The sequence below is a fragment of the uncultured Caulobacter sp. genome (assembly GCF_937900395.1).
Lineage (GTDB): Bacteria > Pseudomonadota > Alphaproteobacteria > Caulobacterales > Caulobacteraceae > Caulobacter.
In genome coordinates this window covers 33,624-48,686 of the sequence record NZ_CALCDX010000153.1, presented here as the reverse complement: position 1 = coordinate 48,686, position 15,063 = coordinate 33,624, and the positions used below count along the sequence as shown (strand labels likewise).

At 61.4% G+C, this 15,063-nt stretch carries 15 protein-coding genes and 1 pseudogene; 11 read left to right on the top strand and 5 right to left on the bottom strand.

Annotated elements, in window-relative coordinates:
* From Q0379_RS13275 to Q0379_RS13240, 8 genes are all read left to right on the top strand, one after another.
* Positions 1–1,681, top strand: a 1,681-nt coding sequence (locus tag Q0379_RS13275) for a conjugal transfer protein TrbE (RefSeq protein ID WP_299009435.1), incomplete at its 5' end; no start/stop codon positions are given.
* Positions 1,678–2,448, top strand: a complete 771-nt coding sequence (gene trbJ, locus Q0379_RS13270; RefSeq protein WP_062093990.1) for a P-type conjugative transfer protein TrbJ — start codon at positions 1,678–1,680, stop codon at positions 2,446–2,448. The genes Q0379_RS13275 and trbJ, both read left to right, overlap by 4 nt.
* A gap of 58 nt (positions 2,449–2,506) precedes the next feature.
* On the top strand, positions 2,507–3,844 hold the full coding sequence (trbL, locus tag Q0379_RS13265; RefSeq protein ID WP_255357738.1) for a P-type conjugative transfer protein TrbL: 1,338 nt from the start codon (positions 2,507–2,509) through the stop codon (positions 3,842–3,844).
* A 3-nt stretch (positions 3,845–3,847) separates the two neighbouring features.
* A complete protein-coding gene (trbF, locus tag Q0379_RS13260; RefSeq protein WP_062093989.1) occupies positions 3,848–4,621 on the top strand; it encodes a conjugal transfer protein TrbF in 774 nt (257 codons plus the stop codon).
* Complete coding sequence (gene trbG / locus Q0379_RS13255) at positions 4,618–5,601, top strand: P-type conjugative transfer protein TrbG (RefSeq protein WP_062093988.1); 984 nt, start codon at positions 4,618–4,620, stop codon at positions 5,599–5,601. The genes trbF and trbG overlap by 4 nt, the downstream gene beginning before the upstream one ends.
* Before the next feature lie 119 nt (positions 5,602–5,720).
* A complete protein-coding gene (locus Q0379_RS13250) occupies positions 5,721–6,854 on the top strand; it encodes a TrbI/VirB10 family protein (RefSeq protein WP_299009427.1) in 1,134 nt (377 codons plus the stop codon).
* An 11-nt stretch (positions 6,855–6,865) separates the two neighbouring features.
* Complete coding sequence (locus tag Q0379_RS13245; RefSeq protein ID WP_062093986.1) at positions 6,866–7,144, top strand: DUF2274 domain-containing protein; 279 nt, start codon at positions 6,866–6,868, stop codon at positions 7,142–7,144.
* Positions 7,141–7,521, top strand: a complete 381-nt coding sequence (locus tag Q0379_RS13240) for a DUF736 family protein (RefSeq protein ID WP_062093985.1) — start codon at positions 7,141–7,143, stop codon at positions 7,519–7,521. The genes Q0379_RS13245 and Q0379_RS13240 overlap by 4 nt, the downstream gene beginning before the upstream one ends.
* Here the strand turns inward: Q0379_RS13240 and Q0379_RS13235 are convergent.
* The 4 genes and pseudogenes from Q0379_RS13235 to Q0379_RS13220 all read right to left on the bottom strand — a co-directional run bounded on the left by Q0379_RS13235 (position 7,504) and on the right by Q0379_RS13220 (position 10,573).
* On the bottom strand, positions 7,504–8,745 hold the full coding sequence (locus tag Q0379_RS13235) for a site-specific integrase (RefSeq protein WP_062093984.1): 1,242 nt from the start codon (positions 8,743–8,745) through the stop codon (positions 7,504–7,506). The two genes, Q0379_RS13240 and Q0379_RS13235, sit on opposite strands and share 18 nt — an antisense overlap.
* A gap of 146 nt (positions 8,746–8,891) precedes the next feature.
* A pseudogene (locus tag Q0379_RS13230) lies at positions 8,892–9,083 on the bottom strand (JAB domain-containing protein); the annotation flags it as partial.
* 39 nt (positions 9,084–9,122) lie between these two features.
* Positions 9,123–10,226 (bottom strand): flagellin, encoded by a 1,104-nt coding sequence (locus Q0379_RS13225; RefSeq protein ID WP_299009410.1) that lies wholly within the window; start codon positions 10,224–10,226, stop codon positions 9,123–9,125.
* 143 nt (positions 10,227–10,369) lie between these two features.
* The gene (locus Q0379_RS13220; protein WP_299009407.1) at positions 10,370–10,573 is read right to left on the bottom strand and encodes a helix-turn-helix transcriptional regulator; all 204 of its coding nucleotides are present in this window, start codon (positions 10,571–10,573) and stop codon (positions 10,370–10,372) included.
* 453 nt (positions 10,574–11,026) lie between these two features.
* Between Q0379_RS13220 and Q0379_RS13215 the strand changes: the two genes are divergently transcribed.
* A complete protein-coding gene (locus tag Q0379_RS13215) occupies positions 11,027–11,185 on the top strand; it encodes a hypothetical protein (RefSeq protein WP_299009405.1) in 159 nt (52 codons plus the stop codon).
* Between the two features lie 1,595 nt (positions 11,186–12,780).
* On the top strand, positions 12,781–13,383 hold the full coding sequence (locus tag Q0379_RS13210) for a recombinase family protein (RefSeq protein WP_299009403.1): 603 nt from the start codon (positions 12,781–12,783) through the stop codon (positions 13,381–13,383).
* 128 nt (positions 13,384–13,511) lie between these two features.
* On the opposite strand, the gene Q0379_RS13205 is transcribed toward Q0379_RS13210, so the two are convergent.
* Positions 13,512–14,207, bottom strand: a complete 696-nt coding sequence (locus tag Q0379_RS13205; RefSeq protein WP_299009401.1) for a hypothetical protein — start codon at positions 14,205–14,207, stop codon at positions 13,512–13,514.
* 162 nt (positions 14,208–14,369) lie between these two features.
* Between Q0379_RS13205 and Q0379_RS13200 the strand changes: the two genes are divergently transcribed.
* Entirely contained in the window at positions 14,370–14,966 is a 597-nt protein-coding gene (locus tag Q0379_RS13200; protein WP_299009399.1) for a hypothetical protein, read from the top strand.
* Positions 14,967–15,063 lie beyond the last annotated feature (97 nt).

Here is a 15,063-nt window from a genome sequence, read left to right as displayed (position 1 = left end):
GGCGTTCAGCTATCGCTGGACGACCCGGTTCATCTGCCTGGACAAGGCCGACGCCACCAAGGCGCTGGCCCGCATCCGCAGGCAGTGGTTCAACAAGCGCAAGTCGGTCGTGCAGATCCTGCGCGAGGTGATCAGCAACGAGCCGGTCCCCCTGACCGACAGCGACGCCGACAACAAGCTCGCGGACGCCGATCTGGCGCTCCAGACCTTGGGCGGCGATCACGTCAGCTTCGGCTATCTGACCACCACCATCACCGTCTCGGACAGCGATGCCTTGGCGGCCGACGAGAAGGTCCGGCTGGTCGAGCGCATCGTCAACGGCCTGGGGTTCACCTGCATCCGTGAGCAGGTCAACGCCGTCGAGGCCTGGCTTGGCTCATTGCCGGGTCAGGTCTACGCCAACGTTCGCCAGCCGCTGGTCCATAGCCTCAACTTGGCGCACCTGATGCCGCTATCCTCGGTCTGGGCGGGCCAGGAAGCCAACCGGCATCTCGCCGGACCGCCGACCTTCCACGCCCTGACCAGTGGCGCGACGCCTTTCCGCTTCTCGACCCATGTCGACGATGTCGGCCATATGCTCCTGGTCGGCCCCACCGGCGCGGGCAAGTCGGTGGCCTTGGCCTTCCTGGCCCTGCAGTTTCGCCGCTATCCCGGCGCCCAGGTCTATGTTTTCGACAAGCGGTTCTCGGCGCGAGCTGTCACCCTGGCGATGGGCGGCAGGCACTACGGTCTGGCCAGCGACAGCGGCCTGGCGTTCCAGCCCTTGCGTGACATCGACCGTCCCGGCGCGCGGGCCTGGGCCAGCGAATGGCTGGCGGACCTGTTGGCCAACGAGCGCGTCCCGGTCACCCCAGAAATCAAGGACGCGCTGTGGTCGGCGCTGGTCAGCCTTTCGGGCGCGCCGCCAGCCGAACGGACGCTGACCGGGCTTTCGATGCTGCTCCAGTCCAACCCGCTGAAGGCGGCGTTGGCGCCCTACACGCTGGATGGGCCGTTCGGCCGTCTGCTGGACGCGGCCGAGGACGGGTTGTCGGTCGGCGATGTGCTGTGTTTCGAGACCGAAGCGCTGGCCTCGACGCCGTCTGTCGTCGCGCCGGTCCTGACCTATCTCTTCCACCGGCTGGAAGCGCGGTTCGACGGGCGGCCGACCCTACTCGTGCTCGACGAGGCCTGGAAGTTTCTCGACAACCCGCTCTTCGCGGCGCGCATCCGCGAATGGCTGAAGGAACTGCGCAAGCGCAACGTCAGCGTGGTGTTCGCCACCCAGTCGCTATCGGACATCGCCGACAGCACGATCGCCCCGGCAATCATCGACGGCTGCGCCCAGCGCATCTTCCTGGCCAACGACCGCGCCGCCGAGCCGCTATCGCGCAAGGTCTACCAAGGGTTCGGCCTTAACGACCGCCAGATCGAGCTGATCGCCCGGGCCACGCCCAAGCGCCACTATTACCTGCAATCTCGGCTGGGCAACCGACTGTTCGAGCTTGGTCTGGGGCCCGTCGCCATGGCGCTGTGCGGGGCCTCCGATCCGGTGACCCAGGCCCTGATCGACAAGGTCTTGGCGGAACACGGCGAGGCCGGTTTCGCGGCCGCCTTCCTCACCGCCCGCGGTCTCGATTGGGCCGCTCCCCTGGCCGCGAATTTCGCATCCACCCCCATCGAGAAGGACGCCACGCCATGACCCCGCGTCTCAAATCCCTGCGCCTACGCACCTCCCACCACGCGCGTCTGGTTATCGCCAGCCTCGCCGCCGCCTCGCTAGTGCTGGCGCCGTTGCCGGGCCTCGTCACGCCCGCCGCCGCGCAGTTCACCGTGTTCGACCCGACGAACTACGCTCAGAACCTGCTGACGGCCGCCCGGTCGCTGCAGCAGGTCAACAACCAAATCAGCTCGCTGCAGAACGAGCTGACCATGTTGCAGAACATGGCCCGGAACCTGAAGTCGCTCGACTACACGGCCCTGGCGCCGATCAGGGACGCGCTGCAACAGCTCGACGCCCTAATGGCGCAGGCCAAGGGCATGGCCTTCACCCTGGCCTCGACCGAGGCGGTGCTTGCCGACTCCTATCCGACGACCCTGGATCCCAACGCCACGACCAGCCAACTGCTCGACCGCGCCCGCGCTCAAGCCAGGGCGGCGATGGACGGCTACCGCCAGACCCTGAAGGTGCAGGCCAAGGTCGTCGAGAACGTCCAGGCCGACGCCAGCCTGATCGACCAGCTCGTCCAGCGCAGCCAGGGCGCGGCCGGCGCCCTGGAGGCCCAGCAAGCCGCCAACCAGCTCCAGGCCCTGGCCATCAAGCAGGACCAGCAAATCCAGAGCCTGATGGCCGCTCAGTATCGGGCGCAGGCGCTGGAAAGCGCGCGTCAGGCCCAGGTCCTGGAGGCCGGTAAGCTCGCCGCCCGCCGGTTCATCGGCGAGGCCTCCGCCTATACCCCTCGGCCCTGATCGCCCAGCGACCAGGCAGCGAAAGGCCACGCCCGTGGACCCCGCACCGGACCTCAACATCATCGACCGCTTCATGGCGGCCTTCAGCGCCTACATCGACAGCGGCTTTGGCCTGCTGGGTCCCGATGTCGGGTTCCTGACCACGACCCTGATCGCCATCGACGTCACGCTGGCGGGGCTATGGTGGGCGCTGGAAGGCGACGACAACGTCCTGGGCCGGCTGATCAAGAAGGTGCTCTATGTCGGCGCCTTCGCGTTCATCCTCGGCAACTTCAAGACGCTCAGCGAGATCATCTTCCGGTCGTTCGCGGGCCTTGGCCTGACCGCCGGAGGAGGCGGGGTCAGCGCCGAGGATTTACTGCGGCCGGGCAAGCTGGCCAGCATCGGCTTCACCGCCGCCCACCCCTTGATCGCCAAGGCCAGCGAACTGACCGGCTGGCCCGAAGTCGTCGCCAACGCGGTGACCATCGCGCTGCTCGCCCTGTCCTGGGTGCTGGTGGTCCTGGCGTTCTTCGTGATGGCCATTCAGCTTTTCGTCACGGTGCTGGAGTTCAAGCTGACCAGCCTGGCGGGCTTCGTGCTTGTCCCGTTCGCCTTCTGGAACAAGACCAGCTTCCTGGCCGAGCGCGTGCTGGGCAATGTCATTTCCAGCGGCGTGAAGGTGATGGTGTTGGCGGTGATCGTCGGCATCGGCGCGGGCTTCTTCGACGCCTTCGTCGCCACGCTCGGTCCGGATCCGGATCTCGGCGACGCCATGACCCTAGTGCTCGGCGCCCTGACGCTGGCCGGCCTTTCGATCTTCGGTCCCGGCATCGCTTCAGGCCTGGTGTCCGGCGCTCCACAACTGGGCGCCGGCGCGGCGGTGGGAACGGCGGCCGGCGCGGCCATGCTCGTGGGCGGCGGCGCGATGTTGGGCGCTCGGGCTCTGGGCGCGGCGGGAGCCGGCGGTCTCGCGGCGGTTCGCGCCGGGACCGCGATGGGTTCGGCGGCCAGCGCCGCCTACCAGCTGCGTCAGGCCACATCGGGCGCCAGCAGCGCGGCGGGCGTCGCGTCAGGCCTGAGCGGCGTGGCGCGCGCGGCCGCCGGCGCCGCGAGTCAGCCGTTCCGAGACATGGCTGGCCGCGCCGCCAGCTCGCTTTCCGACAGCGCGCAGCGCGGCCGCGCCGGCGCCTGGCGGGCCACGGGCGGCTCGAGTCCCGTGGCGGGTGCGCCGTCGCCGGCCGCCTCGGGCGCCGAGGCCACCGGCGGGCAGGGCACCGCGCCGCCGGCGTGGGCGCGCCAGCTGCAATCGGCCCAGTCCGCTCATGTCCGCCGCCACGCCGTGTTGCAGACCATCAAGGACGGCGATCGGCCCGGCGGCTCGGCCAACCCCGATCTCAGCAGTAAGGAGGATTAAGCCATGCGCTTTACTCGCACGCCTCAGCGCTACGGCCAGACGCCGGATCCCGTGACGCCCTACCAGAAGGCCGGCCAGCTCTGGGACGAGCGCATCGGCTCGGCCCGCGCCCAGGCGCACAGCTGGCGCCTGGCGTTCTTCGGCAGTCTCGCTCTGGCGTCGATCCTGGCCGGCGGCGCGATCTGGCAGTCGGCTCAAAGCCGTATCGAACCCTATGTGGTCGAAGTCGATCGCCTCGGCCAAGCAAGGGCCGTCGGTCCGGCTGAGCAAGACTATCGGCCGGACGACACCGTCTTGGCCGGCCAGCTGCGCCGGTTCATCACCGATGTCCGGTCCTTATCGACGGATCCGGTCATTGTGCGCCAGCGCTGGCTTGAGGCCTACGACCTGGCGTCTGGGCGCGGCGACGCCTTCTTGGACGCCCACGCGCGCGCCAATGACCCCTTCACCCAGATCGGATCGCGCAGCGTGTCGGTTCAGGTGATCAGCGTGGTCCGCGCCTCGCCCACGTCGTTCCAGGTGAAATGGGAAGAGAGGACATTCGAGCGCGGGAGCTTGGCCAAGTCGGAGCGCTGGACAGCGATCCTGACCCTGGTTCGGCAAAAGCCCAAGACCCGCGCCGAACTCGAGCGCAACCCCCTCGGCCTGTTCGTCGACGCCGTCGATTGGGCGCAGGAGGCCGAGACCCGTCCGGCCGCGGCGCCGGCGCCGACCGCTGCGCCTTCGATGCCTTCCCCGCCCATCGTTGGACCCGTTCAAGGAGACCTTCAGCCATGAATGTCCGGACCCCCATCCTGCTGGCCTGCGCCGCCACGCTCGCCGGCTGCGCCAATGGCAAGACCCCGCCGCCGACCATCGCCTTCGACGCCGCCGACTTCAAACCGGCCCAGGTCGCGGCCGAACCGCCGAAGCCTGTCGAGATCGTTGAGATCCCCAAGCCGCTGCCCCTTCCGGGTCAGCTGCTGCCGGCGCCCAGCACGCGGCCGGAGGCCCAGCCGCCGCGCGCGCGGGTCGAGGCCGCCAATCGCGCCGCGACGCGCGAGCCCAGCGCAGCCGGCTATATCAACGCCGTTCAGGTCTATCCCTGGACCGAGGGCGCGCTCTATCGCCTCTACACCGCTCCAGAACGCGTCAGCGATGTCGTCTTGGAACCTGGCGAGCAACTGACCGCCGTGTCGGCCGGCGACACGGTGCGCTGGGTGATCGGAGACACGACCAGCGGGGACGGGCAGTCCAAGCGGGTGCACGTGCTGATCAAGCCCTTCGCCTCGGGGCTTTCCACGAACATGGTCGTCACGACCGACCGTCGCGCCTATCACCTGGCGCTGGAAAGCACCGACGCCACGGCCATGGCGGCGATTTCCTGGATCTACCCCCAGGACCGACTCCTAGCCTTGCGACGCCTAAACGCGGAAGCCTCAGCAGCGGAACCTGTCGCGGACCACGTCGCGATCGACTCGCTGCACTTCCGGTATGCGATCAGCGGCGACAGCCCAGCATGGCGACCCCTGCGCGCCTGGGACGATGGCTCGAAGGTCTACATCGAGTTCCCCGATCGTCTCGACCAGGGCGAGGCCCCGCCGCTTTTCGTCGTGGGCCCGCTCGGCGACAGCCAACTGGTCAACTATCGCGTCCGAGGTAACCGCTACATCGTCGATCGGCTTTTCGCCGCCGCCGAACTGCGGATGGGCGAGGCGCCTCAGCAAGTCGTCCGGGTTACCCGGACAGACGGCCAGTCCCGGGGAGGCGCGCGATGACCCAGGATCCTGACTCGCCCGGCGGGTCGCCGGAAGCGATGTCGCCGTCTAAGGTGGCGACCGACACCCTGAGTTTGCGCGCGCGGCCGCCACGCGTGGTTCGCTTTCGGCGCGGGCTGATGATCGGAGCTGCGGCCATCGGCGCGATCGGTCTGTCGGGTCTGGCGTGGTTCGCTCTTAGCCCGCGCACCTTTCAGATGACCAAAGCGGCCGACGAGCCGCAGGCCGCGGATCGGGGGACGCCGGCAGAGGTCGTCCGCCAGCTTCCGAGCGACTATGCCCAATCTGGCGCGGCGCCTCGCCTGGGGCCGCCATTGCCCGGCGATCTGGGGCGGGCCGTGATCGACCAGCAGCGCCGTGACAGTTTTGTAGTTAGCAGCGATCGCGCGAACGCTTCATCGGCTCGGCCAACCGCCGCTCAGCAAGCCGTCGAAGCCGAGCGTCAGCGACGGGCTGGTCAAGCCCGTCAAGCTCGCGAGGCGGGCGTCATGGTGCAGGTCGCCAGTCGCACCGACGCGGCGATCGCGCCCGGCGATCTCGTCGGCCCCTCCGCCGTGCCGACGGTGCCGGTCCCGTCGGCGGCCGCGATCCGAGATCCCAACGGCCAAGACCAGAAGGCGGCGTTCATGGAGGCCACTCCGCGCGCCGGCGACGTCTACAATCCGCACCAACTGGAGACGTCGCGCTCGCCCTATCAGCTGATGGCCGGCGGCGTCATAGCCGCCAGCCTGATCACGGGTCTCAATTCCGACCTACCAGGCTTGGTGATCGCGCAGGTCACAGAGAACGTGTTCGACAGCGCCACGGGCCGTTTCTTGCTGATCCCCCAGGGCGCGCGGTTGATCGGCAGCTACGACAGCGTGGTCGCTTTCGGCCAGAGGCGCGCCTTGCTCGTCTGGCAAAGGATCATTCTGCCCGACGGCGCCTCGATCCAGCTGGACAACCTGCCGGCCACGGATGCCGCGGGTTATGCCGGGCTCGCCGACCAAGTGGATTTCCACACCTGGCAGCTTCTCAAGGGCGTCGCGCTCTCGACCTTGCTCGGCGTCGGCACGGAACTGAACCTTGGTGACGGCGAGAGCGATCTGGTTCGCGCCATCCGGCAGTCGACCCAGCAAAGCGCCTCTCAAGCCGGCCAACAGATCGTCGGCAAACAGCTCGACGTTCAACCCACCCTGCGCATCCGGCCCGGCTGGCCGTTACGCGTCATCGTCCACAAGGACCTGATCCTGCGCCCCTGGCGGGCTTTGTAGAGGAGTTCATCATGGCCGATCTGAAGCTAGGCAAGTTGCCCAACCGCACTCCGGTCAAGCTCACGCTCAGCATCATGCCGGACGTCGAAGACGCTCTGGGGGACTACGCGACCATCTACAATACCCGCAACGGCGTCGAGGCCAGCCCGGCGGATCTCGGCGCTTCGATGATCGAGCACTTCCTGCTGAACGATCGAGAGTTCGTCGCCGCCCGAAAGACCTTGCTAGCCGAGCGCCAAGGGCTCGACCCAAGACCGGCCGGTGCAAAGGCGCCGGAGGCGAAGTCATGATCAAGCTGGTCATCGGCAACTTCAAACCATCGCGCGGCGGTGGCTGGGAAGGAGAAGTCCGGACGCTAGTCGCCAACGCCAAGGTGCGGTTCGTTCCGAATGACGATCGAGCCAGCCCCAACGCCCCCGCGTTTCGCGTCATGGTGGGAAGCTCCCGAGTCGGCGACGCCTGGGAAGCCCGCTGGGGCACCGATCGCGCGCGCAGCTTCTTCAGGGTGAGTCTGGACGACCCGTTCTTGCCCGCGCCCGTGTCGGCCGCGCTGTTCCCGGATGAGGACGGCGTCAGCGCACAGTTGGTATGGACGAGGCCGCCGAAGGGCGAAGACAAGGACCAGGCCCCGCGCACGACCGAGCCCCCGTCACACGACCAGTTTTGAACGCTTAGGGTTGATAATACCGCGGACGAAGTTGTCCCATTGCTTCATCGCGGCACGTTTCTCAGGCATGTAGCTCCACCGATCGTACGCTTTCGAACTCACATCCTGGAGCGTGTGGTTCTGAATGCGATCGCGGATTTCCTTTGATAAACCCGCTTTCCCGGCAAGCGTCTTCCAGGTCCGCCGTAGGTCCCGATTGGTCACTATGGGGATGACCTCGCGCTCCCGCTGGCGCCAGATGAAGCTGTAGAGCGTCTGGTGGCTGACAGGTCGGCTAGGGTCCATCGCCGAGGGAAAGAGCCAGCCGTAACTGTTCGGCTTAATCGCGTCCAAGAGTTCAGCCGCAACATTGGGTACGGGAATAGCGTGTGGCTTGCCATTCTTGGTCTTCGACCAATCGAGGATCCTTTCCTTGGCGTCCCATTGGTCGACGTGTAGGCGCGCGATCTCGTCGACGCGCTGACCTGTCAACATGATCAGGCGAACTGCACGCGTGTACGGCGGGTGCACCGGCGTGTCCGGGCATTCCAGCCAACGATAGAGGCGACGGAACTCCTCTTCGTCGAGCCATCGGTTGCTGGGAACATAAGGCTCAGTTGGAATGCTGGCGGCAGGATTATGCACTAGACCGAAGCGCCGCGGCGTTGTGCTTCGGTAGTCGTGTTCTGACTTGAGGCCCCAACTGAACGCCGACCGGATATATCCTCTGACGTGGTCGGCCATCGAACGGGCCCCACGATCATATATCGGACGGATGACATCGACGATCTCGACCGGCGTGATGTCGCGCGCGGGGCGATGGCGGCCCAGCGTGTCAGCAATCTTGTTCAATCCCTTTTCCGTCTCCTTCCAAGATGCCTTCCCCGATGACTTAAGGTGGCCCGTATAGGCCTCGAAGAGGTCAGCGACGGTGCCGGCGCGCGTGTCGCCCACCACTTTGATGCTGCGTCCTTTTTGGATGCTGTCGGCAAAGTCACGCTCGTAGACCTCCCTGGCTTCGCGCAGAGACATCGACGGATAAGTGCCGATCTTTCGCCGAGTACGCCTGCCATCGCGCCACTGTTGCGCCATCCAATCGGCGGTGACGCGAGTTGGCATCGGCCTAATCATGATGATCAACCGGCCGGTGCCACGCCCCTCTCCATCAGCCAGCGCGACCGCCTTCTGGGACTGTTCAACTTCCTTGAGCGCGCGACGGAGCGCGCCGTCTGTGAGGCTCGGCATGAGACTCTCCCGATGGCTGGTAAGTCGGGTGTCGTCGCCACTTACTGGGGTCGGTAATTGGTGGCGTAAGCGACTGGATCAACCCTTCTTAACGGCCTCAGCATGCCGAATTCTGACGGCTCTGAAAAGCAAAATATGTAGCAAAATCAACGTGGTTGTATGGGGGTGCGCGTGACCGAAAAATCGCGAGTGGGATGGTTGTGGACGATGATGATGTTGCTGCTGGAGAGCTCCAGCGCCCGGCGCATCACTTCGCGCGGATAGACCGGGGCGTGGTCGACCGTGCCGCGGTTCATCACCTCGTCGGCGATCAGCTGGTTCTTCTTGTCCAGAAAGAGGTCGATTACCGGAACCGTGCGCGACGATAATGTGACTTCTTACTTAAACAGGCTGGCGATCCATTGAGGCGCGGCGTTGGCGATGGCTAGAGCTTTAGTCGCCAAACTTTCCTTCACCTGATCAGCTTGAAGCTTCGCGCGCTCCTTCGCCATGTCGGCGTCTACAAGATTTCCCACACCGGTAGAGAGGCTGTCCTGCTGGACCTGAGCCGTCGTCAAATTCGCCTCGACGGCGTTCTGTTGGGTCCCTATCCGGGTCGCCACGTTGGTCACGGTTTGATGGGCGTTCTGGATGGCTCCAACGATGCCTTTCGGGTTCGACCAGTCCAGCGGGTTGATGCCGAGCGCGGTGGACCTTAGGTCCCAGGCGCCGAGGCTGATGGTGTTGCCCGACGTATCGGAAAGGACGTCCACAGGTTTGGCGCCTGTGCCTACCACGTCGAAGCCGTGGTAACCCGTTGGAGGGCTGAAGGTGAAGTACGTGGTACCGGCTGGTAATGGTGTGGCGAGCGTCCAATCGGCGTGTTGATCGCCTGCGGGTGCGGGGTACATCGCCGGGACGGAGACATTTGTGATCGCACCGTTCGAGTCCGCGACGTGGTAGGCGCCAGTTACGCTCGACCCGAGGGGAGCCCATACGCCCATGACGCCAATCGTCCCGGCGTAGTGGATGCTTAGAGTCGCCGCAGAGGATGAAGAAACCTGAACCCCGCCGGAAGGACCGGAGGAATTTAAGATGTTTATACCGTCGAAGTTCGCGGAATTGATTGAGCGATCTAAAAGACCAACTAAGCTCTCCATATCGGATTGAATAGATTTGCGGCTATCGTCCGATATGGATGTATCGCTATAGGCAAGCGCTTTTTCTTTAAGTTTCTCCAAAATTCCTTCCGCATCCGAGGCACCGTTTGCCGCGACATCTAGGATGGATTGACCGCGATTCAAACTATCACGAACCGCCGTCCAACTGTTGCCGTCAGAGTCCATTCGCTTGGCGATGGACCACGTTGACCCGTTGTCCTTTGCAGAGGCGATTTTCTTGCCCGTCGCGACGCGCGCTTGGGTCGTCGCGAGATCGCGTTGGACGGCAGCGAGAGCTTGCCTCGCCTGATTGGCGGATGCGTTGGTATTGATGGACGCCACCGCGTCCCTCCCCTCATAAGTAAGCGCAAGCCACTAGCTCCACCTTACATAGGTGAATCGTCGCGCTCAGGCATACATATTTTAATTGATATTCCTAGATGGCGGCAAATTCCCGCTAACAGACTGCCTAGGGCGGTGGAGGATCAGTCCGGCTTTATCGGGTCTGTGGGTGTGCTTTTCAGTGCCAGGGATAGCTCCCACAAAGACACGACTGTTGGGTTCCTTAGCCCACGCTCCAGGTCGCTGATGTATTGCTGCGAGAAGCCGGAGAGGTCCGCTAGCTGCTCTTGGGTCAATCCAAGTGCAAGGCGGGCTTTCCGCACATTTCTACCAACCAGCCCGCGCATATCCATACGCAGGAAACTCGCCGGTTCGCTCGTCGCGGTTTATCAACTAAAATATGTATTAACCCATCAACTATAGTATGTAAGCATCAACCGCATTCACGGAGGTGTACATGTCGATGTGCCCAGGTAAGAAAGAGGGGCGCCAGCACGGCGGCAATCTCTATCGCTGCACAGACTGTGGCGTCGTAGGATGTCGAGACGAAAAGTGCTCGAATATTTTGATCAATTACTCTGGTCGCTGCCTTCGCTGTAACAGCGTGGGGCGGTATCGCTCGTACTAGGCAAGCGATCGTGAGTATCTTCAGCAGAATATTCGATCGATTCTTGTACTTCCTTGGGAGTCAGCGGGCAGCGGGACGGATTGCTCGCCGAACGGTCTCCGACGAGTTGATGAGGCATTGGAAGCGTTATGCTGGGCGGAATGAAATTCGGCGCCCGACCGTAAGGCAACTCATGGCTTTCCTGCGGGCTCAGTACGGCGTGGAATTTCCAGGCGATTTTCAGCGGAGCTTCGAGCAGAAGAATGGCGTCGGAACCGTGGATATTGCTCGGTTGATGCCCATCCTAGCCAATGCCCTGCTGAACCAAGGGCTCGTCGAAGTCGAGATTTAGGCGACAATGCTAGCTAACATCTGGGGTGCCACGACTTGCTGTCGGGTGCCCCAACTTTTCTATTGGAACTGAGTGCAATTCCCTTAGCGGCAATGCTGAAGGTGCGCAGGATCGTTCCAGTTCGCGCCGGATCGCTGCAAAGCGCAGGCGTTGCCCCTCAAGATATGCATCGAGAAAGCCGGGCGGTAGTGCCCGTTCGCGAAAGAGAGGCGGGCTTTCCTCGTCGTTCATCTTGAGGATTCGGGCGTCTCATCTAAGAGCGCGATCAGTACGCGCGCTGCAATATCATGCGCGCCGCTTTGAAGTAATTTCTTGCGAATATTTACAAGAATATCCGCTGGTAACGGTCTATACCAATTTATAGACGCAAAATTGTGAGACTTTTGCAACCAGACTTCAGACCAATTCCTCATTGAGTTTGTTAGTCCGCGATTATGCATTTCCCAAAATAAATCTCCTACTATCAACTTGGCTCCAATAATAATATTGATCATAAATTGTATTTATTATAAATATGGTACAAATATATACCAGAGTATTTTATGAGTAATTTAGAATATAATAAATTCAGAGAGTCGTATATTGATTTCTTGGTTTTTCAAAACTTCAACTTTTGCCTAACATTGAATTGGAACCCCGCAAAGGATCGGGGTGAAGTTTGCCAAGGGCGTGATCTATATTCACATGGATGCGTTTCTCTAAAGTCGGCTCGTGAGCAAGTTGGAAACCTATTCTTTAGGGTTGAACGAAAGTTATTTGGTCGTCGATTTAACGAAATGAGCATTGATCGCCGTGTGCATGGCGTATTTTTCTTCGAACACATAAGCTCAAACATGCATTGCCACGGTCTTCTGCGGGTGCCGCCCGGATATCATTTAAAATTTAGAGCCCTATTTCCTGAAGATCGGGGCGGGCTTTGGGGTAGGGTGCGGAAATCCGGATCGTATCGTTTAAATGAAAATTCTTCCCCAAGGAATGCTGCAGCATATTGCTCAAAAGGCGTGCATCAGAACTCAAATTCTGAACACACCCTTTGGCTGGATGAATTCCATTCTAAGTAATAAAATCATCTCAATTAAAATTGGCTGTTGAGCCGACGCCAATATATTGACTTGTAAATATGCAGAAATGTGGATCGAAATTGATCCGCATTGCGTAAGCTATGGGTGGATTGATTGGCATTATGAGGTACTTTGAGATTGTAAAATTAATAGAGCATCAGAGCAAAGCGAAACTGGTCATAGATCAGAACTCTAAGAATGCGGAAGCGCTTAGGCGTCTTCGCTCTCGTCAGGCGGATGCGTCTGATAGGGCTGCGACTGCGAGAGCATTGGCGCCTGGACCGGAGAGGGCTCGACGCTTGGCGGCGGCAGAGAGAAGTCAGCAGGACGCCAAGCGGGTCTTCAACGACAAACAAAACAAGTGCCACGATAGGATAACAGATATTCTGTCGAAGTAGATTTACGTCTCAAATGATCATAGTCTTGTGAGATATTTATTGACGGTACAATTTTGTATCAGTTAAATTGATTTTGAATTTTGAGACGAAGCGTCTCTCATAATCTAAGATTTAAACGAGAATTTGAGATAATTTAATGGTTGGCGAAATCGTTGGTTATGCCAGAACTTCCACCTCGGATCAGAAGGCGGGGCTTGCGGCTCAGATCGAGGAATTGAAAGCGGCTGGATGCAGTCGCGTCTACGCCGAGCAGGTTTCCAGCTTGGATGCCAACCGTGCGCAGTTGAGCGCGGCGTTGAGCTTTCTGCGGGAGGGCGATCAATTTGTGGTCACGCGTCCCGATCGTTTGGCGCGCAACACCATCGAGTTGCTCAAGCTGGTCAACGAACTGACTAGCCGAGGCGTGATCGTGAAGTTGCTCTCCATGGGCGTCGATACAGCGACGGCAACGGGTACGCTGTTCCTGACCATGATGGCAGGCGTTGCCGCCTTCGAGCGCGAACTTATGCTGGAACGGCAGCGCGCCGGGATCGCTGCGGCGAAAGCAGCGGGGCGGTATAAGGGGCGAAAGCCTACTGCTAAGGCTCAGTCTGGCGCAGTCATCGCGCTCCTGAACTCCGGCAAGCGCGTTGCCGATATTCAGCGGGAGACCGGCGTAAGCCGCGCTAGCGTCTATCGGATTGTGGCGGATCATCGCCGATCGAACGCTTGCAGCGAACTCGTGTCCGTCGCGCCTTAGCGTAGGAGGCGAATTTGGTTCGCTCTACGTAGGCATTAAAAGCGCCAATTGGACCTACCTAGTTCGCCTGCCGGTGCGCTGGGTCAAAGCGGTGCAGCATCAGGCTCTTTGTATAGAATGATGGGAAGTCAGCCCTTCTTGGAATAGACGCCTTTCCACAGCGTCTCGGAAGCCATCCACGCCTCGTCGTGGGTCAGTTGGTATTCTTCCATGTTCGTGGTCCCGAGTACGAATTCCTCCAGGGCGGCGATCGTGTTGACGGTCTCGCGCATCAGGATGGTTTCTTCGCCGTAGAGCGGGGAGCCCTTTTGCGGGAGGTCTATCAGGTTGTGGGCAACGAACCGGTCGCGGTAGGCGACGAAGCGTTCAAGCGAGCTACTGTCTGCCGTCTTTTTGTAGTCGGTGTGGATGGTGCTGACCTTGGTGACCGTATCGGCGATATCGGCGAAGCCTCGCGCCGCTCGGATAAGCTCAAGCGTCGGCTCGTGCAGGATCAGCGCGAGGATGGTCGGGATGCTTGCCCGGTCCTCCTTGGCTTTATCCCAGAGCGCGGTAATCCGAACGACGCTGTAGCTGACAAGGCTCAATTGGAGAGCCGAGAAGGAAATCGCTTCGGGAAGATTGAGTATGTTTAGTGCATGATTAGTGCTGTAAGCGACGCGCTGATGGTTTCCCTCATGGATTATTAGGTCTTTCAGGATCGGCTTTATATGCGTGAGCCGATCTTTAGCCTTTGAGTATCGCTGTTTTGGCGTCAGCGAAGACAGCCATTTGCTTGCTTGATGGCTTGTGTTGATCGTGGGTATTTGAATTTCTGCGCTCATGCTGGCGTCTTAGTGCCGTGTAGGGCAGGGGACGCGCCATTTGATCTAGCGTTCTTGGGCGGTCAGAAGACTTCCATCTTCAACGCTCATGCCAGCGTTTGGCGTAGCGTCCACGGAACCACGCGTGAAAACGATCTGAGCAAGCTCGCGTAGGGGGGGCTTATGGACGATTTTGTGAAGTGGGTCGCTCCGGTGGCGGGGGCTGTCTTGGGGTCCGGTTTTACGCAGTTCGTGACATGGCGGCTTTCGAAGGCGACCTTGCAAAAGGAGGGGCAAATTACCGCCCTGTTGCTGGCGTTGACGCTTGAGGAATACGCCTCGCGGTGTGCCAGCTACGTCATCGAGAATGAGAACTTAGCTGACCGGGGAGCCGATCCCGATCAAGCGCATACCAACATGCCCGTGCTGTCAGATTTTTCGGAAAAGACCAATTGGCGATCGCTAGGCGCGTCGCTGACGGAGAAGGTGCTTCAAATCAAGGTCCACATCGCCAACGCCTCCAACGAGATAAGTGGGGATTGGGAAATGGGCGGGAACATCACCGCTGCCGACACCACGGGGGCGAAATGCCTAGAGGTCGGCGTACAGGCGCTTAATACGGCTGAAGACCTACGGCGCGCGTTCAGACTCAACGCGATGCAGATGACCGGTGAATGGTCGTTGCGCGACTATCTGCATAAGGGGCTGGCGGCGCAGGAAGCTCGCAAGGCGGCGTTGCGGAAGAGGCTTGAGAGCAGCCCCGATGAATTCGGGGACTGAGTCACATTAGCTCGCCAGAACCTTCACCAGCAGGGCAATGAGCCCCGGCAAGGCGTAAAGAAGAACGATGCCGACGACGCCCAAGCCGTCACCGGTA